This is a genomic window from Leptospira alstonii serovar Sichuan str. 79601 (assembly GCF_000347175.1).
Lineage (GTDB): Bacteria > Spirochaetota > Leptospiria > Leptospirales > Leptospiraceae > Leptospira > Leptospira alstonii.
On record NZ_ANIK01000070.1, the window covers coordinates 1 to 23,720 of the forward strand.

The following is a 23,720-nucleotide window of genomic DNA, read 5'->3' on the forward strand; positions in this document are numbered from 1 at the left end:
TAGGAAAAAAGGAAAGGAGGCGAGGGAAGCAACAATCGAACTTCGATTTGAAAAGCTAACGATAAAACCTCCTCAATACAAGAAATTAGAAAATATTGATATGTATGCGTTAACCGCAACCGAGGTAGGCGGACCTCCGGAAGAATCTATCGATTGGAAATTTCTAACCACAATTCCTATTCACAATTCGGACGATGCAAAAAGTATGATCGCCTATTACAAAAGCCGCTGGGGTATTGAAGTTTTCTTCAAGGTTTTAAAGTCTGGATGTAATATTGAATCTACTCAATTTAAATTTGGGAATCGATTCAAAGCTTGTATTGCTGTCTGCGCTATTGTTGCTTGGAGAGTTATGATGTTAACATTCTTAGGTAGAAATATTCCAGGTTTAAAAGCATCCATCCTATTCGAGTCTTTTGAATGGAAAGGCATTTATTGTCGACTTTTTGAAACTCCGAAACCTCCTAAGGAAGAACCCGAGTTAGGAACCGTCTTACTGTGGATTGCTAAATTAGGCGGGCACTTGGCTCGCAATTCCGATGCTCCTCCGGGCCCCCTTACCATTTTTAAAGGCCTTATGAGAGCTATGGAAATCGGGTTTATGTTTAAATTACTCACGAAAACCTAACTTGTGGGTAAGGTTATGATAGAGAGCGAGATAGCCAAAAGCCGCGAAGCGAGAAACTCAATGTTTCTCCCTATGGGTCGAAACATAATGTTGGCTCTTAGCGAAGCTAAGATGAGCGATCCGTAATAAAAACGCTTCTTTTTTTGGAGACTATATCTTCTTTGGAATTCGATGCTTCACCTCCCTTTTTTACAAAACGAGAATATGGATTTTCATTCTCCCCAATCGATCTTATTTCATCTGGGGAGAATCGCAATTCGGAGCTCTTTACCCGCAGCAGCCGTACGTAAGTTTCTTCTGGAACAAAAACTTTCGGGGAGAATCCTTCTCCTTTCCATCGGAAAGGCCGCGGAAGAGATGGGAAGCGCTGCCTATGAAATCTTACAATCCCGGATTTTCGGAGGAATGATTCTCACCAAATACGGACACAGTTCCGGAAAAAAATTTCCACCCCTGGAAATCTTAGAAGCGGGTCATCCTATCCCCGACACAAACAGCATTTTAGGTGGAATGAAAATTTTCGAACTCTGCTCTCGTTTAGAATCCGAGGATACCGTTTTGGTTCTTCTTTCGGGAGGCGGTTCCGCATTGATGGAGGTCCCCGCCCCCGGTTTGGACCTGGAAGATTTGATCGTATGGAATTCCAAACTCCTCGCAAGCGGCGCCGATATTCAGGACGTCAACACGATCCGAATCCTTTTGTCGGAGATCAAAGGCGGCGGTTTACTTTCGAAAATTCTTCCTTCCAAATCGATCACTTTAATTCTCTCGGACGTAATCGGAGACGATCTTTCCAAAGTAGCCTCGGGACCTACGATTTCATCCACAATCGACAAGGATATAATTTTTAGAATATTCAAACAATATGATTTAGATCCGGATCCCAAGATCAAAACGATTTTACGGGAAAAAACGGAACTCGCTTCAAAATCCGTAAAACTTGAAACCAAGAACGTCCTACAAAATAAAACTCAGCTCGTCGAACCCTTAAACCAATCCTTACTACAAGGTAAAACTCAACCCGTCAAACCTCGGAAACACGAGGCGGACTCACAAGAAAAAATCGATCCTAAAAGAAACGCGGTTTATTGTATCGGAAACATAACATTAGCCCTGGAATCCGTGCAAGAAGAATGCAAAAATCTGAATATTCCGGTTTTGTTTTTGACTTCTTCCTTAAATTGCGAGGCGAGGGAAGCGGGTTTCTTTTTGGGATCGATCGCAAAGGAAAAAATAGGAACGACGAAGTCCCCTCTTCTCATTTTATGCGGCGGGGAAACGACGGTGACGCACGACGGTTCCGGAAAAGGCGGCAGAAACCAAGAACTCGCACTCGCCTTCGCCAAACAAATCTCGGGGTGTAAGGGGATTACGTTATTGTCCCTGGCAACGGATGGAAACGACGGACCGACCGACGCGGCCGGTGCGATCGTGGACGGAACCACTTGGGGAAAAATTTCAAAAACGACCGATGCGGAAACGGCCCTCAAAACCCATCATTCGTACGATGTTTTAAAACAAGTCGACTCCTTGATTTTTACCGGACCGACGGGAACGAACGTAAATGATATTCAGTTTTTATGGATTACTTCGAGTTGACTTTTCAGGGATTCGCGAATGATGGGATTGATATCAGGAGTTACAGATAGAAGTCCGATTTCAATTTTTAAAAGCTACGGAATGTTTCAGTCGCCTTGAGGATAAAATCGAAGACAATTTCTTCCTTCTTCCTTAGCCAAATAGAGGGCTTTGTCCGCCCTTTCGATCAATTCAGGGATGGAATTTTCCGGATTCGGGCTGAGAGTCGCCATACCGATACTGACCGTTACGATCGGGGCCGTCTTGGAAGCGGAGTGAGGAATCGCCAACCTTTCCAGATTCTCCAAAATATTCCGACTCACGACAACCGCAGTGGACTCGTTCGTATCGGGAAGAATCACCGCAAATTCTTCTCCACCGTATCTAGCGGCTACGTCACCCGCCCTTCTGGCACAATCCCGAATCGCCGTAGCCACTTGTTTTAGACACTGATCTCCGCCTTGATGACCGTAGGTATCGTTATAGAGTTTAAAATGATCGATGTCCAACATGATCAGAGCGATACCCGCCCCGGTTCTCCAACAACGTTTCCATTCCGTCGCCAAAATTTCGTCGAAGTATCGTCGATTATAAAGTCCCGTAAGAGAATCCGTTCTTGAAATCGCAACGAGATAGGCGTTCACTTCCTGAAGCTGATCGGTCAACTTTTCCAGCTCCTTCTCTCGTTCCTTTCTTCGAGTCATCTCTTCAAAAAGACGAAGAGCGGAACGAACCCTCGCCAAAAGTTCCGTCGCATCAAAGGGTTTTACGACGTAATCGATCGCACCCGAATCAAACGCTTTTTGTAAGACATTCGATTCTTTCAGCGCGGTGATCATGATGACCGGTATATCCTTTAAAGCTTCCTTTTCACGGATCAATTCGAGAATTTCAAGTCCCGTAATTCCGGGAAGAAGAATGTCCAAAAGAATCAAAGAACATTCTTTTTGAGGGGGATCTTGGCTTTTTAAACTCAGCCAACCGATGACTTCGTCCGGAGATTGGCTCGTATAAGTATTCTTGTATCCCGACTTTCTCAGGATACCTTGCATCAACATACAATTCTCCTGAGCGTCGTCTAAAATAAGAATGGAATTCATCACGGATTTTCTCCTCGGTTTTTCAAAAGCGGCGAGCCCGCGAGCCGACCTAGGAAGGAATACAAAACTTCCTTTAATTATCAATGAAATCAAACGATTTTTTAAAAACTTCTTGCCTGATCCCTTGATTTCCGAAGTCTAAGGGACAAGATGAGCCAAAAGACAAAACGTTGCGCGGCTTTTTTAGGGACGATCGGTTTGACCGTGGCTCTTCTTTGTTTTACCGTAATGCTTTCCGGAAATCATTGTCCGGCGTTTGAAGTATACGATCAAACGGCAAAAAAAGATTTTTCTCACTGTCATCAAACCGAAAAGACAAACGATACGCTTCCTACCTGCTCATCCTGCAACTTACTTTTTTCTCCCGAATCCGTTCATCCTAAAACCCCCGAATTGGATAGAAATTATTTTTCGATTCTTACCGTTTTTCACGATACTTTCCATTTCGCACCGGGAATTCTTTTCTTCCCAAGAAACGCCAAGGATCGCAATCCGAATTTCAACGTTCACAAATTCGTCGTTTTGTCCATCTCTTCCGTCAGACTGCTGATCTGATTCGATTTTCCTCCGCGTTTCACCTCCCATTAAGATTGTTTTAAACTTTAGAATTAAGGAATATTGTATGTTAACTAGAAAAGAATTAATCACTCAATCGGCGGCTCTGCTCGCATTCGCATCCACCGGCTCGCTTTTAGCGAAAGGACCCGAGCATAAATCTTCGAAAAAGCCCGAGAAAAACCCTTCTCAAAAAATGGATCGAAAAATCCTCGATGCTGCGTCCAAGTGCGCCTTAAACGCGGAGATTTGTGTCGCACACTGCGATGAAAATCTTTCCTCGGGGGACACGATGCTCGCGGACTGTCTAAAAACGTCAAAAGATACTCTGGCTCTCTGCAAAGCTTTTGTAAGTCTGGGATCTTCCAATTCCCCTTATGCCAAAGAAGTCGCAGCGACTTGTATCAAGGCATGTGAGGTCTGCGAAAAGGAATGTAGAATTCACGAATCCCACCATGAAATCTGCAAAAACTGCGCGGATAGTTGTAAAGATTGTATCGCCGAACTAAAAAAAGTCGTTTAAACGGAGAAATCAAATGAAACAGAAAATGATAATATTCACTTTTTTTGGTTTGGTTCTGGCCGGTTTTTTGGAGGCAAAGTCGATTCTTCCCACAAGACCTACGATTTTGTCCGAATTGAATCGGATCCACCAATCTTTTTTAAACGGAAAAGAAGCGGTTGTGGAGCCCTTGATCGCTTCCTTACAACAGGAAACGGCCCGCGACCCTTCCCTTGCACCCGCTCTAAAAGCGGCTGAGAAACTCAAAAACGCAGCCGATGAAAAAGCGAAACTGGAAGCTTACGCGGAACTTTCGGAAGCCTTAACGGAGTATATTCAAAAAGACAAATCTACCGGGCTTCACGTTTTTTACTGTCCGATGGTAAAAAAGAAATGGATCGCTTCCGGAGATAAGGTCCAAAATCCGTACGACCCTTCCATGAAAGGTTGTGGAAAAAAAATATAAGAACCTAAGTTCGTAGCAGATTTCACTTTTGTTCCGGGAACCGGACTTCGAACCTGGTTCCCGGATTTAAAGCCTCCAATTTCAACTTTCCTTGGATTTGTTTGGTCAGAATGGTAACAAGCTGCAATCCAAGAGTATCGTGACTCATATTCGCAAATTCTTTCGGGATTCCCTTTCCATTGTCTTCGATCGTTACGATCACGGTCTCCGATTCGCAGCGAGCAAGGATGCGTAACGTGCCTTTGTTCCCGTTCGGAAACGCGTGTTTGATCGCGTTTGTAACGAGTTCGCATACGATAAGACCAAGTGAGATTGCGGTATTCATACTTAAAATTAAACCTCGGGCTTCGACTGAATGTTTGATTCTTCGACCCACTCCGTATAAATTCCAGAGATTATCCAATAACATGTTGAGGTAACTATGGAAGTCCACATGCGAAAGGTCGCCGGACTTATAAAGTTCGTTATGAACCAAAGACATGGAAAACACTCTGCTCTCCGTATCCTTTAACAAACCGTAAAGTTCCTTTGGTGTGAGATTTCTGGACATCGCGTTGTCCGCTTGCAGATTCAAAAGAGAAACCATAATCTGCATGTTGTTTTTGACCCTATGATGAATTTCCTGAATCAAAGTGTCCTTTTCCGCCAACGTAGCGAGAATCGATTCCCGATTACGAACCATTTCGGTAACGTCGGTAACGACCGCCAAATCCAGAACTTGATTTCGATAACGGAACTTGTAGACGGTGGTGTCCGCGATCAATTCTTCCCCCTGCCTTTTTTTGTGGACAAAAGAGGAAGCCCGGTTAACGCCGAACGTAAAGGAAATAATTTCTTGTCTTACTTTTTCAAAATCGGCCGGCTCGAAAATCTGTAAAATCGTCTTTCCGATCAAATCTTCCTCATTGTATCCGTATTTTTCAAGAACGGCCCGGTTCACTTCCAAAATCTCTAAAGAATCGTGTTCGAATAAAAAAGCGGGGTGCGGATTGTATTGGAAAAACAAACGATATCTTTCCTCGTTTTCCTGTTCGAAAACGTTTTTCTTTTCGAGTTCCAAAGCGAGACGGTTTCTTTCGTAAGCGAAAACGAGAGAGCGACTCAAGGAATAAGAATCGAACTTGCCTTTATAAACGTAATCCTGCGCTCCGATTTGAAGGGCGTTCACCGTAATCTCTTTGTCTTCCGCGCCGCTACAGATGATCACAGGAATCTGCGGAAATTTTCTTTTGATTTCGGATAACGCGTCCAAACCGGCCCGATCGGGAAGTGAAAGATCCAACATCACTAAATCGGGTCTTTCGTTGGAGATGATATTTAATCCCGCCGAGAAATCTGCGCTACGACTGATCCGAAAGGAAGGGCTCTGAGATTCGCCCAGATACTCCTGAATCAATCGATAGTCCGCGTTCGAATCCTCAATCAGAAGGACTGAAAAAGTATCTTTAAACATAAGAAGGAAACTCTCTATTTATTTATAATTATTCTAATTTAAACTTACGAGGAAAACGGACGATCACTCCGAAACCGGAAGTTCGATCGGTTTCTATTTCCAGACTTCCTCCGTGAAGTTCCGCAATCCTTTTACAAAAAAACAAACCGGTTCCCGGGCCGGACGATAAATGATATTTTTTGAATAGATCTATAAAATAATTTTTTTCCGAATGGTCGACGCCGATCCCGTTGTCTTTAACGAGAATTAGGTGAAAATTGGATTCTTCAAAATAGGAAACGAAAAGTTTGCAGGCGACGTTTGTGTTTCTGAATTGGATCGAATTTGTAACGAGATTCGAAAAAAGTTCCTTTAAAAGAAAAGGATTTCCCATGATTTTCGGAAACTCCCCTTCGACCCTCACCGTTATCCCAGCCTTTACCAGTTTTTCTTCGAGAGATATAAGACTTTCTTCTAAAATTTCTTTGAGAGAAAGAATTTTAAAGACGTTCCTTTCCTTTTCGATCCTCAAAAATAAAAGTAAACCGTTGATTCGGTCCCAAAGACGCTCGGCGCCATCTAGACTGATCCGCAAAAATTCTTTTCCTTTTTCGTTTAGCCCGTTCGAATATTTATCGGATAACAATTTCAGGAACTTGGTCTGATTTCGAATCGGTTCTTGCAGTTCGTGATGGATTTTAGAAATAACCGCCGCGATTTCCTTTTCCTTTGTTTTTAAATTTAAATCCGAAGACGAATCTGAAATTTCTAAAAAAAGAAATTCCTTTTCTCCCGAATTTTGCCGGGTTAAAGATCCCTTGAGATCGACTTCTTCTCGCAAAGCATTCAGAAACCGTTCTCGGAACAGAATCGTTTTTTTTAAGGTACAATTTTTGAATTCCCTTAAAAGAGAAGAATTTTGAAACGGCAGTATCTCGCTCAGCTCTCGGTTCTTGAGCTCCTCCCAATGAGAACAAGAGCAGAGTTCTACAAAAGAAGAATTGCATATTATAATACGCAAATCCTTGTCCAAAACGCCGATGGGAGTCCTTAAATGAGACAAAAGCTGGAATTCGGATTCAGTCATTTCGGATAAAACCTAAAATCCTCGACGTACCCGTAATAAAAATTTATGCACGTTCAAAAATCAAATCCTTAATTTATGACAAAATTCATCCAGTGAAATTCCGTTTCCCTACTTTTTACCTATCGGCGTTAAAAAGTAGATATCTTTATAAAAATGTCAATTCTGGCTTTTACTTTTTCTCCTTTTTTACGAATTTCAGAATATTCTTTTTTTCGAATTTATGTTCCTCTAATTCTTTCTATTCGGGTTTAGGCGCCAGTAGGTTCTAAGGATCAAGGATTAGGAGCCAGTGAAATAGGGTTTAGGACTTTACATTACAATAAAACGTAAGTGTTCCGACAAGAATGAAGCTTTTTACTTGCAAAAAGTATGATTTTCTGGTAAAGAAAATCCTCCCGAGTCTTTCCGCCCCACCACCCAAACACGGGGAAACTCAGTGAAACGCTCACTGAACTCAATCTCACTCCCTGAATGCCGCCCCCATAGGAAGGCATTCACTGAGTTTCCACGGGTCGTTCGATAGATGGGGTTTTAGGGTTAACTTGGGTTCGGCGTAAAGAAATTGGAAAAAATTTTAACCCTGACATCTGATTTCTAACCACTGACCCCTAGTACGCTCCCACGTTTTATTTGTTTCCGAAGAGATATACTTTCCGGAAACAAAAGTTTCTTCACGAATTCACGTTAAATACGTGTTAGCGAAAGAACGGCGCAAAACCGATCGAACGTTCGATCGATTTGCGGTAAAACGACGAAATCTACCGGAAAATGTAAAAACTTTCCGATAAAAGAAAAAATCCGCCGACCCATTCGTTCGCTCGTGCGGATATACTTTTAATGTTTTTTATAAGATTCGTTCATTCGGAAACGGAGATCGTTTCGATAATAACGGTCTTTGTGGGCTTATCTTGAAAACCGGTCTCGGTTTCTGAAATCGTCTCTACAATGTCCATTCCATCCGTGACTTTTCCAAAAACCGCGTGTCGATTGTCCAAGTAAAAATTATCCCGCACGTTGATAAAAAACTGAGATCCGCCCGTATTCGGTCCCGCATTTGCCATCGAAAGTGTGTATTTTTCGTTCTTCAGATCCTTATGAAACTCATCTTGGATTTTATAACCGGGCCCACCCGTTCCGTTTCCGGTGGGACAACCACCCTGAATCATAAAGTTTTTGATTATCCGGTGAAACGTAAGACCGTTGTAAAATCCCTCTTTAGCCAGTTTGATAAAATTTCCGGCCGTGATCGGGGCCTTTTCCGCATCCAAATAGACCGAAAAATTTCCAAAATTTGTCTTAAATACCGCAGTCGGCATGAACATTCACCTCTATTTTAAGAATTTATTTCCATATTCCGATACTATTGAATGACAGAAAGCGATTTCTAGCGAAAAACAAACAAAAACGCTGAATTAAGCAATTATACTATATAAGCGAAAAAACCCAGAAGCAAAATAGAATATTCCTTCTGGCGAAATTATTTTTTCTGGATAAGAGAGCCATGTTAGAAATTCATCGTCGTTATCTCCCATTCGGAACTTCCGGAGTTCTCATTTTTATTTCGGGTTCGCAATCGAACTCGCGGACCGATATGTCCGTTCTCTCGGAGGAAATTACCAAAAAAGAAATCGGAACGGTTTGCTTTATCTCAAGCAATCTTTCGATCGACACCGATACTGTTGATTCCATCGATCCGTCCGTTACCGTTCTTTCAATTCTCATCCCCCCGGATCCGGAAGCGAACGATTCCGTATACGACGCTTTTTTGAAAATTCAAAAATTCTTAAAAAGAGGAAATCTTCTTTTTTTAATCGCATCCGATTGCGAAGCCAGATTTCCTTTTTTTCTTTCCAAACTTTTGCTCGCCGCTTCCCCATCTCTGAGCGACTCCGAACTGCAGGATCAAATTTCTCACTTCGGTTATTCCACTTCGGAGCAAACGGCATTTCGAAAATATCTTGTTAGACGAAAAGAACACGCATCTTTTCAGGAAGTCCCTCCGGGAGAATCCTCCGTATCGGTTCATCTCGTTCGAGAAAGCAAACGTAACTCCACTTTGAAATACAAAATCGAGTACGAACCCGGCGTGGAAAATCTTACCCAAATCAAAGCAATTCCTTATTCGGAAGAAGAACGGAAAAATTTGATTTCTTCCTTTCGATCTTCCCCGATTCAAGCAATCGAAATCGATCATTTTGACGAGACTCAAAAGTTGAAAGAGATTCCCGTTTTGGCTTCTGCGGAGCGGTCACAAATCGGCAAAGAAGAAACGCAAGCGCCGTCCGTTCCAACTCAAAATTCTCCAGAACCGTTACAAGTTGAAGAAAGCCCGGTTACTTCCATTCAACCCGCTCAAACAACCGTCCTCGGCGAACCTGACATATCCGCAAAATCGACCTCGTCGGAGATCGACAAAAAGAACTTAGACGCGGCTCAAGAATCTTCGAAACAAGTCGTCGCTGCGGAAGTGGAAAAAAACAAAAACGTTTCCACCGTAAAGTCCAAATTTCCGCTTCAAATCAAATTGATGGCGGTGATTTCCATTTTGATGACATTCACAGTCTCCACGATCATTTTCTTTGCTTCTTCCGCATTCAGAGACGATTCCGAAGTCCGAGTTCTGCAAAACAATTTAAATTTAGTGAATATTCTCGGATTAAAAATCAAAACCGACATCAAGGAAATCCTTTCCAACGGAAAACAAATCGTAGGAGCTTTGGTTCAAGGAAAGGAAGGAATTTCGTTCGCGGATATTTTCTTTCAGAACGATCCGGATTTTATCTACGCCGGTCTTTATGAAATCGAGGGAAACGTTCCTTCCGCAGTCAACGAGTTCTACAACGATCCTTACTTAAGCGAGCTCAAAGTTTCTCCGAAAGAAATTTCCGATCTTGTGCAAAGCAGGCCGGGGCTCATTCAAAAATCCGTTCTCACCGGCGGTAGAATGGAAAATCTAAGCGCGGAGTTTAAGGAACCTATCTTTGCAATCGCAATTCCGTCCTCCGGCTCCAATTCGAAAGTTTTGGTTTTAATCCTTCGTCTGGAAAAATTTCTAAACGCATTCCAAAAACAGGATATTTCCGAAATATTCCTGGTCAACGGAGAAGGAGATCTGATCGCTCATTCGGATCCGAAACTTCTTCAATCGAATACGAATTTTATGAATCTTCCGATCGTGGAATCCATGGTTAAAAGTTCGGAGAATACGAAACAAATCGAATATAAGAACAAAGAAGGACAGGTTTGGTTCGGTTCGTATCAAAAACTGGGTTTCGGCGGAGCCGCCGTGGTCTCGATCGTTCCGGAAGATAAGGCGTTCGAAACGGTTTATAAGATTCAAAGAACGAATCTTCTGATCATGGGAATCGCACTTTGTTTGGCTCTGATCATCGTCTTCTTTTTCGCAAAAACGATCACCAAACCGGTGTTACATTTATTGCAGGCTACGACGGAAATCGCGCAAGGTAATTTTAAGATCAAGATCCGTTCCACCACAAAAGACGAAGTCGGCCTCCTTACCGACTACTTTGTGGACATGGGTAAGGGTCTCGAAGAAAGAGAAAAGGTCAAGGACGCTCTCGGCAGATTCGTGAACAAAGAAATCGCCGAGATGGTCTTAAAACACGAACTCACTCTCGGAGGGGAAAGAAAGATGTGCGCGATTTTCTTTTCCGATATCCGCAGTTTTACTTCGATCTCCGAAAAACTGCAACCGGAAGAAGTCGTGGAATTCCTAAACGAGTACATGACCGAGATGATTCATTGTGTTAATGAAACACACGGGATCGTGGACAAGTTCATCGGAGACGCGATCATGGCCACCTGGGGAGCCGCTAAAACATCCGATAAAGACGCCGAGAACTCGGTCAACGGAGCCTTGATGATGAGAGCGGCGCTCTTGAAATTCAATCAAGGCAGAGGCGGAGACAAAAAGCCCATCATTAAAATCGGTTGCGGCTTGAATTACGGTCCCGTGATTGCGGGACAAATCGGTTCCGAACAAAGATTGGAATATACCGTAATCGGCGACGCCGTAAACCTCGCGTCCAGGGTCGAAGCCCTGAACAAACCTTTCGGAACCGACATCCTGATCACACAGGACCTTTTGGATCACGTTCCGGGTATCTTTAACGTGGAAAAAATGCAATCGATCAAAGTAAAGGGAAAGGAAGAACCGCAGGTGATCTACGCGGTTTTGGGAAGAATCGACGATCCTACCTGCCCCAAAAATATCGAAGAACTACGGGCGAAGATCGGAATCGTTTGGGAACCGCCTAAGAAAGATAAGACGAAAGATTCCGAACCCGGAGAAGAAGTTAAGTATGAAATACTTGACTGAAGGAAAATACGTAGTCACTTTTCTTACGGGGCTCATTCTCCTTTTCAGTATATTACTGTACCTTCATGTAACTTCGGGTCATAAAAAAGGAAACAACCCGGAAATCGGAAAGATCATTTTTAAAAATAAAAAGGCGCAGAGAAAATTCGATTCCGAAGTTGTCTGGGAAGAAATCGAAACCGAAATGAAAGTCAGGAACAAGGATACGGTCCGCACTGCGGAAGAAGCCGAAGCCGTTTTGGTTCTAAACGACGGAACCGAAATCAAACTCGATCAGAACAGTATGATTTTTCTGGACTTTTCGGATAAGAACCTTTCCATCGACTTCGCATACGGTTCGGTTTCCGCCAATAAAGACAGCGGCACGGAGTTGATGATCAAAAGCGGCGAGACCACCGTCGAAGTTGGAAAGGGAGATCTGAAACTTTCCAAGTCAGAGGATCAGGCCCTCAATCTTGAAGTTTCGAAAGGAAACGCAAAGGTAAAATCCGGAAATCAGGAATCCAACATAACCAACAACCAAGCGATCGAATTGAAAAACGGGAAATCCGAAATTCGCTCGTTGTCGATTTCCCTCAATTCTCCCGCAGAAAGAAAATTCTTTCAAACTTCTACGAATTCTTTTCCGATATCGTTTAGCTGGAACAAATCCGAAGCCGCAAAAGAATATACATTAGAAATTTCGAATCATCCCGGCTTTTCGAAGAACGTGATCCGAACCAAATCAAACGGGGCTTTTCTGAACAAATCCTTGGAAAAAGGATCGTATTTCTGGAGAGTCACCGCTATCAACCCCGGAACGGGCGCGCCCGAGTACAGCGAAACTCGATCCCTGACCGTATTAGGAGATTTGAAATCGTCTCTTTTTACTCCGGGAAAATCGGAAGAATTCAAATTCACATCCAATCCTCCGAGTATAGTCTTTCAGTGGACTTCGGTAGATTTTACGAATATTTATGCGTTCGAACTGGCGCAGGATAAGGATTTTAAGGAGATACTTATCAAACAGGACATCCAAGGTACTCTTTTTCGTTGGGATAAAACCAAGGAAGGAAAATATTTCGCAAGAGTCACTCCGAAGCCGTCCTTGTCCGATTTAAAAACCTCTTCCTCGGAACCGGTTTCGTTTACCGTGAAAAAGTTGGAAAAACCGGAACCTCCCGTTTTGAAAAAACCTTCCGATCAGGAAGAAATTTCCCTTCGTAAATTTTCCAAGGACGGAAATCTATTCGTATGGTCCGGTTCCGTTGACTTCGCGGAATACACTCTTGAAATCGCAAACGATTCGGAATTTAAGAATGTCGTATTCAGCAAAAAAACCGCCTCTTCCTCCATAACCTCCTCTCCGATCGCAAACGCGGGCGTCTATTTTTGGAGAGTCAAAGCCTCCCCCAAAGAAGGCGATTCGATTTTTTCAGTCAGCAGGCAATTTAAGGTTCAATCCTTGGAAAATCTGGAACTTTTATTTCCGGCAAACGAGCAGGAATTAGGGCATCCGAGCAACCATAAATTGACTTTTCGCTGGCAGAGACCCGAACCTTCCGGAGTATATAAATTGGAAGTTTCGAAAAACTCGGGATTTGGAGGGGACGTGATTCGGGAAAACTTTCGTTCCTCTTCCGGAACCGTAAATATTCCTTCCGTCGGAGAATACTTTTGGAAGGTTTCTCTTCTCGGTTCGAACGGAGAAAATTTATTAACGAGTAAAACTCAAAGTTTCAAAACGTCCGACAGCGCGCCGTTTTTGAGTCAGAGTAGTCCCGCAACCGAAGAGAAAGTCGATATCTCCAATCGGGAAAGTATCGACTTCCGTTGGGAAACCGAAGGAAACACGGAGTCGGTAACCTTGGAAATTTTAGAGATAAAATCCGGAAAGAACAAATCGATTTTAAAAAAAGAACTCCGGGGAGATTCTTATTCGTTTAAGGATTTTGGAATATTAGAAGAAGGTAAATTTCAATGGAGAATTTCCGCCAAATACAGGGACAAAACCGGCGCGCAAAAATTTACGATTCCGGTTTCCAGAAATTTCGAAATTAAACTGAGTAAAACGATTCGGCCTCCGGAAATTCTTTCACCGAAGGAAATTTATGTGGAATAAAATTCTTTTATCTTTCGTTCTCGTTTCGATTTCTTTTTCCGTTTTCGGAGAAGAGGAAGGTCGATATTTGGAATGGAAACCGATTCCCGAAGCCGGCGGCTACATGGTGGAAATCAAGGACCCCGGCGGAAGAATCACCAGGGAAAAAACGAAGTCTACCCGTTTTGAAGTCAATCTACCTCCGGGCGTCTACGAACATCGTATCGGAGTAATCAATAAATTCGGAAGGGTTTCCGTGTTCTCCGATTGGATTTCCTTCGAGGTAATTCTTTCCCGAGCTCCTGTCATAAATCCCGATTCCAACGTGAAACTTTTAAAGGAAAAGTTGGGCCCCGTTTTAACCGTTAAGGGAGAGAACTTTACGGAAGCAATGAACGTTACTCTCCTTCTCCCATCGGGTGAAACGATTAAACCCGAATTCGAATTCATCAATTCGAAAGAGGTCAAAATCAAGGTCGAAAATCTGAATCTTAAAAACGGAAGTTATACCCTCTCCCTCGAAAATCCGAGAAACAAAAAAACGGCCAAAAGAGGATTTTTGATCGTCGCCGATTCGGAAGAGGAACTCGCGGAAATCGTTAAACGAAGCGATCGGGACAATCGGAACCTATCGCCCGGAATCCAATGGGGTCCCGCACTTCAATCCGCGGTTTTACCGGGTTGGGGACAATCCAATCAGGACAAAAAATATAGACGTTGGATTTTTCCGATTTTAATCGTGGGAGCGATCGCTTATTCGGCCGACCGGTTTTCGGCATATAACTCCAGTTTGGCGGCTCTGGATCAGAGTAAAAATCTGAATCTTAACCTCTTTTTGCTGAACGACCCGGCTCTGCTTCCCTTTGCAACCTACAATTATTTGCAGGGGCAATCCGATTATTCCAACGCCTCCTCCCATTATAATCAGTTTAATGTTTCACTGGAAATTATCGCCGTTCTCTATTTGTTAAACGTGCTCGATGCCGCATGGACGGGTTCCAGCGCTTCTTCGGATACCGCCGCTTACGAATCGGGCCGGAAGATTGTTCCCATCTTCAAAACCAGAAGAATCGAAACGACCCATGGCGATCGCGCCTCCGGCAATTTTTTTCCAAATTCATTCGAGATAGGGATGAAAATTTTTCTGTAGTTTTTAAAGTAGATTCTGAAGTTCCTCCCAGCGCTCCAACTTCAAAGGTAAAACGGAATGAATCTCCGTAAGCCTGTTTCCGACGGAGGCCAATTCTTCCGGTTTTCCGTTTCCCGATTGAAGAACTTCGGTGAGTTTGCGCTCTTCTTCTTCCAGGGCGGAGATCTCCGTTTCCAGAACTTCCAATTCCTTTTTCTGATTGAAGTTTAAGCCCTTTTTATTTTTAGAAAGGTCGGCTTCCTTAGGTTTAATTTCGGGTTCCCTTTTTTCCTTCTGTTTATTTAGATAATTCTTATATTCCAAATATTCGGAATAGTTTCCCGGAAATTTTTCAACGATCCCTTCTCCCTGGAAAATAAAAAGGTAATCCACGGTTCGATCCATAAAGTATCGATCGTGGGAAACGACAAGAACACATCCTCCGAACTCCGTCAAAAACTCCTCCAAAACCGAAAGGGTTCTGATGTCCAAATCGTTCGTAGGTTCGTCCAAAATCAAAAAGTTCGGATTGGTCATCAGAATGGAAACGAGATAAAGTCTTCTTTTTTCCCCACCGGACAGATTTTTGATATAACCAGCCTGAAGTCTCGTATCGAAAAGAAAAAGTTCGAGCATGTCGGCCGCGCTCAAAATACGATCGTCGCTCATTTTGACCGAAACGCCGCATTCTTTTTTGATATACTCGATCACTCTCATATCACCCGAAAGTTCCTTGGAAACCTGATCGAAATAACCGAAACTCGTGTTCATTCCGACGCTTACGTCTCCGGAATCCGGTTTTTCCCGGCCCACGATCATATCGAGAAGTGTGGACTTTCCGATTCCGTTGGGACCCACGATCCCGATCCGTTCCCCGTTCTTAAACGTATAAGAAAAATCGGATATAATGGATTTATGATACGCTTTACGCAGATTTTTCAGTTCGAGGATTTTTTTCCCGAGTTTTTTGCCGGAAACGGAAAAATCCAAAACGATTTCCTTTCCGGACTTCTTTCGATTTAGAACTTCAAGGGCGCGATCGGTTCTTCCCTTTTGTTTGGTTCCCCTCGCCTTCGGCTGTCTACGAAGCCATTCCAATTCTTTTTTAAGAAATTGTTTTTCTTTCTGTTCCGTTTTTTCACGGATCACTTCTGCTTCCGCTTTTTTCTCGAGGTAAAATCCGAAATTTCCCGGAAAGGAAAGCAGATTTCCGTTTTCCAATTCGAGAATTCGATCCGTAACCTCCTCCAAAAAGTAACGATCGTGAGTTACGAGCAGAACGGCTTTTTTGGTTTCGATCAGATAATCCTGAAGCCAGAGAATCGTATCCACGTCCAGATGATTGGTCGGTTCGTCGAGGACGAGAAGATTGGATTCTTCGATTAAGATTTGAACCAAGGCTACTTTTTTGAGCATTCCACCGGACAAAGAACCCATTCGAATCGAAAGATCCGGAAGATCCAATTCTTTCAAAAGGGACCGAAACCAAGACTCAAGCTCCCAAGCTCCAAGCCGATCCATCTCCATTAGCAAACGGTTATATTCCTCCTCAACGCCTGCGTCGCCCGAGTCCAAACGTTCACAAGCCGTTTCGTAAGACCGAACCGTTTCCAGGATCGGACTGGAACCGGAAAAGATATGTTCCAAGATGGTATGATTTGAATCAAAAGAAGGAGACTGGGACAAAACGGCAATTTGAAGGATTTTATTGCGCATGATTTGTCCGTTATCTGGAACTTCCAAATCCGCGAGCATTTTCAAAAGAGTCGTTTTACCGGAACCGTTAATTCCAAGAATTCCGATTTTCTCCCCTTCGTTGATTCCGAAACTGATTTGATCGAATAAAACTTTGGAACCGATCTCTTTGGAGATCTTATCTACGGATATTAAGTTCATAGGATGAATACTTGCAGAGTCCCGAGCACAACGACTGAGGACAAGTGTTTTTAGGCTTTAAACCGAACTTGAAATTTCGTTCCCCTTTCCTCTTCGGGAGGAAGCAGAAGAAACTTGCCCCGGAGTTGTTTGGAAAGAATTCCCACGAGCCTCAGGCCCAAGGATTCCGATTTGTCAAGATCGAATGTTTCAGGCATACCGACTCCGTTGTCGCAGACTTCCAAAACGGATTCCAATACGTCCAACCTGAGTTTCACGGAAATTTTCCCTCCGCCCTCGTCCGAAAACGCGTACTTCAAAGAATTGGTTACGAGTTCGTTGACGATAAGCCCCAATGGAATCGCGGTTTCTATCGAAACAAAATTCGGTTTGGACGAAATCCTGAATTCCACCTTTTTTTCCTTACCGAAAGAATGAAGAAGACTGACCAAAAGAGTGTCGAGATAATCATAAAAATCGATTTTTGTAATATTCTCGGATTGATATAGTTCCTTATGAATCAATGCCATGGATTGAATTCTACGTTCGCATTCTTTGAGAATCCGGGAGATTTTTTCGTTTTCGGAATGTTCCGCCTGTAATCCCAAAAGACTTGCGACGACCTGGAGATTGTTCTTAACCCGATGATGTATCTCTTTCAACATCACTTCCTTTTCTTCCAGGGTTTTTTTCAGTCTTTCCTCGCCGTGTTTTCTTTCGGTAATATCCCGAATGATCTGAGTCGCACCGATCAGGTTATGGGAGGAATCCCGAATCGAACTGTAGCTGATTTCAAACACCACGACATCCTGCACTAAACCGTGCATCGTTCTTTCGGTCGTATATACTTCGCCCCGAAGTGCACGACTCCAGTTTTCGATCACCACACTTCGTTCGATAGGATCGGAAATGAGTTCCGGAAGAAGATTTCCTTCCTCGATTTTTTTACCGTAGAGTTTCCAAAAGCTGAGTTCAAAAGAGGAATTAAAAGCGATCACTCGAAAATTGATATCCACGGCGCAAATGGCGTCCCTCGTTCCTTCGATCACTCCGAGAAGTCTCTCCTGTGTGATTTTGAGTTTGGAACGAAGCCTTTCCAATTCAAGCTCGGCGCGTTTTCTAGAATGGATATTTCTTACGATTACCTGGAAATACTGACGATCGTTTTCATAAAAAACGGTCGCGACCACTTCCACGAATAAGGTAGAGCCGTCCTTTCGGATGAATTCCTCTTCAATCGCTTCGACCCCGGCGCCTTCTTGGCTCATTTTTTGAATTCTTTGTTTAACGGCAGCTTGAGATCGTTGATGAACGAATTCGAGAACGGGTTTTCCGATCACTTCCTCAATCGAGTCGTAACCGAGCATTCGGATCAATGCCTCGTTCGCTTTTACAATCTTACCTTCGGAGTGAATCGCCAAACCGTCCTGGGAAAGATCAAAAAGGAGCTGGCAACGCTTTTCTGTGATTGAGATCGGTTCCATTCTATTTACAGTTTATTCTGAAACTCAAATTTTCCACACAGAACTAAAGCCGTCACGACATCTTAAGGAGCCGGAATGGTAGAGTCAATCAAACCCGATTTATATCCTCACCCGATTTATCAAAAGAAAAGGATTTAAGTTTCTCTTTGATTCCTAAAAAAACGACGTGTATAAAAAAAGTCCGATCAAGATCGAAATTTTTTATTTTGGTTAGCATTCTACCAAAAAGAGGGAATTTTTTGACCAGCATTCCATCCCTTGAGAATACTCTTGAATCATTTTTATTTTGCTTGTTTGAGATTTTAATTTTGTTTTGGTTATGAAAAGAAATGACATCCTTGCGATCTGACTCCAATTTTTTAATTCTAAACCCCGCAGGAGAAGTGGTAACCTGGAGTTTTTACCGGCCGCTTCAGGAATTGGGAAGGAATTTAGAAAATCAAATCCACCCTTCGCTTTGGAGTTGGGTCGAACCGGGCTCCTGGACGTCAATCTTGCAAGAAACCCGGTCCTCGTCCTCAAAGAAAAAAAAACCTTTCCTCAAAATCGGCTATCAAACTCAAAAAAAAGAATTCTTTGAGTTGGAAATTCGGATATCACCTTTGGGACAGGATCATATTCTGCTTTTATTTTTTACGGATTCTGAATCTTCTTTCTCCGAAATTCCGAGTATCTTTCTACAAGACGCGGAACTTCGTTCTACGATCTTTCAGAAATCGGCCAACGCAAAATTACTGCTCGATCCGGAAAAGGATCTGATCCTCGAAATCAACCAAACCGCAAGCCGGTATTTTGAAACCCAAAATACATTCGATATTCTGAATATTCCGTTTTCAAACTTACTCGCCGAAGGTTTTTCCCCTTCCGAATACAACTCCAGAAAGAAAAAAATTTTATCCGGAGAAACACCGTCCTGGGACGTGGAATTCAAAACGTTTCGAGGTCGAAAATTTTGGGGTAATATTTCCTTTCGAATGATTTCCACCCGCTTAAACCAAATCGTTCTGGTTCAGATCAAAGATATCACGGAAAAAATCAAAACCCAAAAATCGCTATTGGAACAAGCGAGAACCATCGCCGAACACGAGGCCAACCTGAATGCGATCATTGAAAACTCGGAGGCGATGATATGGTCCGTCGATAAAAATTATAAATTACTCATATTCAACTCTCAATTTAAAAAAGTGATGCAGGACTTTTATCACTCGAAAATTTCCGCCGGTTTTAACGTATTCCAAAAAGAACTTCCTCCCGAGGTCGCAAAATATTGGAAAGAATTTTACGATAAGGCGTTGTCGGGAGAAAAAATCAGCGTCGCCAGAAAAAGGCCGAATCAAAACGGAACCTTCGTTTTCAGCGAACTTTCTTTTCATCCGATCAGAAACGCGGACTATGAAATCACCGGAGTCAGCGCCATTTCAGTGGACATTACGGATAAACAATTGGCCGAGGAAAAATTCAAACTACTGTTTGAACGTTCGAGCGAACCTCACGTTTTATACGACGACTCCGGAATTTTCGAATGTAATCCCGCAACCCTAAAGATGCTCCGATGTCCGGATAAAAAACTCGTCTTAGGAAAACATCCGGCTCATTTCTCAGCCGAAATTCAAACCGACGGAATAACGGAAAAAGAGAAAAAGATCGAACTCGAATCGATCGCTTTGAAAAAAGGTTCTTATACCTTCGAATGGATTTACAAACGTTTTAACGGAGAGAAATTTTCGGCGGAAATCACGCTGATTCCGATCGTCATCAACCAGAAACGCGTTTTTCTTTCCGTCTGGCACGAAATTACGGAACGAAAAGTATATGAGGATTCTCTAAAGCGTGCCAAGGAAAGCGCGGAGGCGGCGTCCAAGGCAAAGACCGATTTTTTAGCGATGATGAGCCACGAAATCAGGACTCCTCTCAACGGTGTAATCGGAACCGTAAGTCTTTTGGAAGGAACTCCTCTCGGAGCGGAACAAAGGGAATATTTGGATATTATCAAATCGAGCGGACAGAATTTGCTTATTTTGTTAAACGACATTCTTGATCTTTCCAGAATCGAATCCGGACAACTCAAACTGGAAATGCAACCGGTATCGCCGGAAAAACTTACGAGCGAAGTGATCAGCTTATTTCGGTCTATGGCCGAAGAAAAAGGTCTTATGATCGAATCCGAATTATCCCCCCAGGTGCCACACTGGATTATCTCCGATCCGTACAGACTGAGACAGATTTTGACCAACCTTCTTGGAAACTCCATTAAGTTCACTGAAAAAGGAAAAATCATTTTGAACGTGGAAGCCGAAAGATTTCCGAACGAAAAACTTAGGCTCATCTTTCAAGTAAAGGATACGGGAATCGGCATCGCCGAAGAAAAGTTAGAACTTCTTTTTAAAGCTTTCAGTCAGGTGGATTCTTCCACAACTCGAAAATACGGAGGCTCGGGACTCGGTCTTACGATCAGCAAAAGATTAGCCGAGTTGATGAAAGGTGAAATCATCGTAAAAAGTCAAATAGATCAGGGCTCCGAATTCTCTCTTTCCATTCTGACGGAAAAATTGGAATACGAAATCCCTGTCGGAGTTCAGGAACTGCATTCCAAAAACTTGGCGACCACGGCAATCCTCTCGCTCCAAGAATTCGGCTTCCGGGAAGAAATCAAAAAGTTCTGCGAACGAAACGGATTTTCCGTTAAGACGGCGAGAACCGCAAAAGAAACGATCCGAATGATCGTCGAAGAGGAAAGAATCGGAGTTTTTCTCACGGATCTGAACTTTCCGGATATGAATTTATCCGAGGTGTTGGACGAACTCAAAAGTCGGAACCCTTCCTTAAAACTTACCATCATTCTTTTTATGGAAAACGAACTGAAAGATTCGTATTATCGAATTACGGACGGGCTTTTCAACCGTCCCGGATTCAGGATCTTTATGATGTTCAAGCCGATACTTTTGGAAGAACTCAGTAAAAATTTCGAAAAGGCATTTCCTACCAAAAAAGAAAAACAAGGTGAGAATAAAAAACCCCTCTCGGAAAGGATTCCTCTCAAAATTCTTTTGGTCGAAGACAACGTGATCAATCAAAAGATCGCGTTACGTCTTCTTGCGAAACTAGGTTACGCGGCGGAAACCGCGTTAAACGGCATTGAAGCAATCGACATCCTAAAAGAACGGAATTACGACCTGGTCTTCATGGACATTCAAATGCCCGAGATGGACGGATACGAAACTACGTTTCATATCCGAAAGGATTTCGGTAAATCAAAACCTGTGATCGTAGCGATGACGGCTAACGCGATGGAAGGAGACAAGGAAAAATGTCTGGAAGCGGGTATGAACGCTTACATCGCAAAACCGATCCAAATTCAGGATATCGAGTCCACGATTATCCTTCTTTTTCAGTCTGAGTGAACGTAAGCGCGTATCATAAAACTCAAAGTGCGAAAGTTACTCGGAAAGGACGAGCGGGAGTTTGAACTTCATTCTTCAAACTCCTTTTTCGTAAGGGAAAAAACAGAATCGGTTTTATGAAATCAGGTTTTTAGAAATCAAATCGTGTATCTCTTTCTGAGTTCTCTCGCGTAAGCCAAATCGTGCGTCAACATTCTCAAACGTTTCGCTAAAAAATGGGAAATTTCCTGATAGAATTTCAAAGATGCCTTGGAATCCCTTTCAAAAACCGCCTTTAAATGATCGTAAGGAATTCTTAAAAGTTCGGATCTTTCCATAGCCTCGACCGAAGCGGAACGTTTGCCCGGATCTAAAAACGGCAATTCGCCGAAATGATCGCCGGTGGCGATCGTAGTTACGTTCACATCGTCCCCTTTTTCGGTGGAAGTAAGCACTTTCAAAGTTCCGTAAATAACCACGAAAAACGCTTTCGCCTCGTTACCCTCGTGAAAGATCGTATCGCCTTGTTCGTAAACTTTATATTCCGTCTTTTCCGCAATGGCGCTTAATTCGTCTTCCGTAAAATTGGAGAAAAGATATATCTCTTTTAAAATTTCTTCTTTCGTATGTTGCATAATATTTCCCGAAATGCGAATGTAAATCCCAGTTTAAATAATGCAAGCAGGTTCCGTGACACGATGTAAAGATACTCAAAAATGTCTCTGCAAGGGAAACGGATCCTCCTATAAAATTCGTTTTTAGTTTTGAGAGATTGTTTCGAAACAAAGACGGTCCGAGCGGATGTTCTTTCGGATCGTTAAAGTAAAAAAATTTATCTTCCCGCGGTCCTTAAATTTCTATTTTAAAAAACGTGAATTCGTGGGGAAAGTTTGGGCGAATAAGAAACTCGAGTGCCACGAATCCCTGCCGAATGATTCACAACCGAGCGACCGCAGGAGCAAGGTTTGAGTTTCCGTATAACCGATTGAATTTTAAAATTATAGCGGTCGATACAAGAAACTTGATGAAAAGATTCGAAACTGAAATAACGGACGTATGAAGAATTCCGCTTCTCTTTCGAATCGAAAATCGATTTCAAAATCAATTCAAATTCCAATCGAAAATTCTCAGAACATTGCGGCCGAAGTTTACGGAGAGTTTCCGCTTTCCAAACAATCCGCTCCGCCCCTGGTCTGTATTCACGGTCTTACCGGTAATCTTAAAAACTTTGCTCCTCTCGCGAGAGATTTGGTCAAACAAAATCTTACGGTGATCGCCTACGATCTGCGGGGAAGAGGACGATCTTCCAAGCCGAAGATTTCCTATTCCCACGATCTGCATGCAAAAGATCTAAAGTCTATTTTGGATTTTTTAAAAATCGAAAAAGCGAATCTTCTCGCACATTCTCTGGGTTGTTGGATTTCGCTCGCCTTTGCGAAAAATTATCCGGAAAAAATCGCCAAACTCTGCCTGATCGACGGAGGCGGACAACTTTCCCTGAAGAGAAAACTTTCCAATTTGCTCATGATCCAAAATTCCTTACAACGTTTAAGTAGATCGTTTTCGTCCCGAGAAACGTATCTCGAACTTGCAAAAAAATCCCCGATCTTTAGTTCCTGGAACAAGGACGTCGAAGATTTTCTAAAATACGAATTGGAAGAAATTCATACAAACGGTTCCGGGTCAATCGAATACGGATGTAACATTCCGATTCCTGTGATCGATTCCGAACTGAAAAGTATGGGCGGAGCGTTCAAACCTTGGCGAATTCCCTTACGATTTTTACGAAATCCAATTGCAAGTTTTAGAATATTAAAGAAAAATAAAATTCTTCCCTATTCCGATATTCTTTCTCCGGTTTTAGTGATTCGCGCGGGAAAACCGAATTTTCAAAAAGGAGACGAGTTACTTCCGGATTCTGCGATCGATATTTTCCGGAAAAAACTCAAACGATCCGTTTTTCTCACCTTGCCGGATAAAAATCACTACGAAACCATCCTTCTTCCGGATTTAAAAAGGGATGAAACCATCGCTTGGTTCTTTTCGAAATTTCACTGAGTTTTCCCGAACGACCTTACGTTCCGT

The 23,720-nt window shown here is 42.8% G+C and carries 16 protein-coding genes and 2 pseudogenes; 11 read left to right on the forward strand and 7 right to left on the reverse strand.

Annotation, left to right across the window (positions count from 1 at the left end; translation table 11 throughout):
• Positions 1 to 628: IS4 family transposase (locus LEP1GSC194_RS14105; protein ID WP_020772098.1), on the forward strand; the 628-nt coding region annotated here is incomplete at its 5' end.
• Between the two features lie 171 nt (positions 629 to 799).
• Entirely contained in the window at positions 800 to 2,227 is a 1,428-nt protein-coding gene (locus LEP1GSC194_RS14110) for a glycerate kinase type-2 family protein (protein ID WP_020774221.1), read from the forward strand.
• 86 nt (positions 2,228 to 2,313) lie between these two features.
• Here the strand turns inward: LEP1GSC194_RS14110 and LEP1GSC194_RS14115 are convergent, their stop codons facing one another.
• Positions 2,314 to 3,306 (reverse strand): GGDEF domain-containing response regulator, encoded by a 993-nt coding sequence (locus LEP1GSC194_RS14115; protein ID WP_020774249.1) that lies wholly within the window; start codon positions 3,304 to 3,306, stop codon positions 2,314 to 2,316.
• Positions 3,307 to 3,456: 150 nt separating this feature from the next.
• Between LEP1GSC194_RS14115 and LEP1GSC194_RS14120 the strand changes: the two genes are divergently transcribed.
• The 3 genes from LEP1GSC194_RS14120 (at position 3,457) to LEP1GSC194_RS14130 (ending at position 4,829) form a co-directional block, all read left to right on the forward strand.
• Complete coding sequence (locus tag LEP1GSC194_RS14120; protein ID WP_020774217.1) at positions 3,457 to 3,861, forward strand: hypothetical protein; 405 nt, start codon at positions 3,457 to 3,459, stop codon at positions 3,859 to 3,861.
• A 67-nt stretch (positions 3,862 to 3,928) separates the two neighbouring features.
• The gene (locus LEP1GSC194_RS14125) at positions 3,929 to 4,384 is read left to right on the forward strand and encodes a four-helix bundle copper-binding protein (RefSeq protein ID WP_020774230.1); all 456 of its coding nucleotides are present in this window, start codon (positions 3,929 to 3,931) and stop codon (positions 4,382 to 4,384) included.
• Positions 4,385 to 4,397: 13 nt separating this feature from the next.
• Positions 4,398 to 4,829, forward strand: a complete 432-nt coding sequence (locus tag LEP1GSC194_RS14130) for an LIC13259 family plasminogen/vitronectin/complement-binding protein (RefSeq protein WP_017808264.1) — start codon at positions 4,398 to 4,400, stop codon at positions 4,827 to 4,829.
• A 22-nt stretch (positions 4,830 to 4,851) separates the two neighbouring features.
• On the opposite strand, the gene LEP1GSC194_RS14135 is transcribed toward LEP1GSC194_RS14130, so the two are convergent.
• From LEP1GSC194_RS14135 to LEP1GSC194_RS14145, 3 genes are all read right to left on the reverse strand, one after another.
• Complete coding sequence (locus LEP1GSC194_RS14135) at positions 4,852 to 6,282, reverse strand: sensor histidine kinase (protein ID WP_020774245.1); 1,431 nt, start codon at positions 6,280 to 6,282, stop codon at positions 4,852 to 4,854.
• A gap of 28 nt (positions 6,283 to 6,310) precedes the next feature.
• Positions 6,311 to 7,348 (reverse strand): sensor histidine kinase, encoded by a 1,038-nt coding sequence (locus tag LEP1GSC194_RS14140; protein WP_020774252.1) that lies wholly within the window; start codon positions 7,346 to 7,348, stop codon positions 6,311 to 6,313.
• Positions 7,349 to 8,205: 857 nt separating this feature from the next.
• Positions 8,206 to 8,664, reverse strand: coding sequence for a peptidylprolyl isomerase (locus LEP1GSC194_RS14145; protein WP_020774213.1), 459 nt, complete (start codon positions 8,662 to 8,664; stop codon positions 8,206 to 8,208).
• 185 nt (positions 8,665 to 8,849) lie between these two features.
• On the opposite strand from LEP1GSC194_RS14145, the pseudogene LEP1GSC194_RS23645 reads away from it, so the two are divergent.
• The 4 genes and pseudogenes from LEP1GSC194_RS23645 to LEP1GSC194_RS14160 form a co-directional block, all read left to right on the forward strand.
• A pseudogene (locus tag LEP1GSC194_RS23645) lies at positions 8,850 to 9,572 on the forward strand (adenylate/guanylate cyclase domain-containing protein); the annotation flags it as partial.
• A gap of 168 nt (positions 9,573 to 9,740) precedes the next feature.
• Positions 9,741 to 11,687 (forward strand): annotated as a pseudogene (locus LEP1GSC194_RS14150) (adenylate/guanylate cyclase domain-containing protein); the annotation flags it as partial.
• The gene (locus tag LEP1GSC194_RS14155; protein WP_020774224.1) at positions 11,671 to 13,788 is read left to right on the forward strand and encodes a FecR family protein; all 2,118 of its coding nucleotides are present in this window, start codon (positions 11,671 to 11,673) and stop codon (positions 13,786 to 13,788) included. The pseudogene LEP1GSC194_RS14150 and the gene LEP1GSC194_RS14155, both read left to right, overlap by 17 nt.
• Positions 13,778 to 14,917, forward strand: coding sequence for an LIC11435 family protein (locus tag LEP1GSC194_RS14160; RefSeq protein ID WP_020774211.1), 1,140 nt, complete (start codon positions 13,778 to 13,780; stop codon positions 14,915 to 14,917). Before LEP1GSC194_RS14155 ends, LEP1GSC194_RS14160 begins: the two co-directional genes overlap by 11 nt.
• 3 nt (positions 14,918 to 14,920) lie before the next feature.
• Here LEP1GSC194_RS14160 and LEP1GSC194_RS14165 read toward each other — a convergent pair whose 3' ends face one another.
• Positions 14,921 to 16,792 (reverse strand): ABC-F family ATP-binding cassette domain-containing protein, encoded by a 1,872-nt coding sequence (locus LEP1GSC194_RS14165; RefSeq protein WP_020774244.1) that lies wholly within the window; start codon positions 16,790 to 16,792, stop codon positions 14,921 to 14,923.
• A gap of 50 nt (positions 16,793 to 16,842) precedes the next feature.
• Entirely contained in the window at positions 16,843 to 18,255 is a 1,413-nt protein-coding gene (locus LEP1GSC194_RS14170; RefSeq protein WP_017809967.1) for a sensor histidine kinase, read from the reverse strand.
• 329 nt (positions 18,256 to 18,584) lie between these two features.
• Here LEP1GSC194_RS14170 and LEP1GSC194_RS14175 point away from each other — a divergent pair, with 329 nt between their 5' ends.
• A complete protein-coding gene (locus tag LEP1GSC194_RS14175) occupies positions 18,585 to 21,656 on the forward strand; it encodes a response regulator (protein ID WP_036043070.1) in 3,072 nt (1,023 codons plus the stop codon).
• Positions 21,657 to 21,793: 137 nt separating this feature from the next.
• On the opposite strand, the gene LEP1GSC194_RS14180 is transcribed toward LEP1GSC194_RS14175, so the two are convergent.
• Entirely contained in the window at positions 21,794 to 22,270 is a 477-nt protein-coding gene (locus tag LEP1GSC194_RS14180; RefSeq protein ID WP_020774234.1) for a cyclic nucleotide-binding domain-containing protein, read from the reverse strand.
• A gap of 421 nt (positions 22,271 to 22,691) precedes the next feature.
• On the opposite strand from LEP1GSC194_RS14180, the gene LEP1GSC194_RS14185 reads away from it, so the two are divergent.
• Entirely contained in the window at positions 22,692 to 23,693 is a 1,002-nt protein-coding gene (locus tag LEP1GSC194_RS14185) for an alpha/beta hydrolase (RefSeq protein ID WP_020774250.1), read from the forward strand.
• The last annotated feature ends 27 nt before the right edge of the window (positions 23,694 to 23,720 follow it).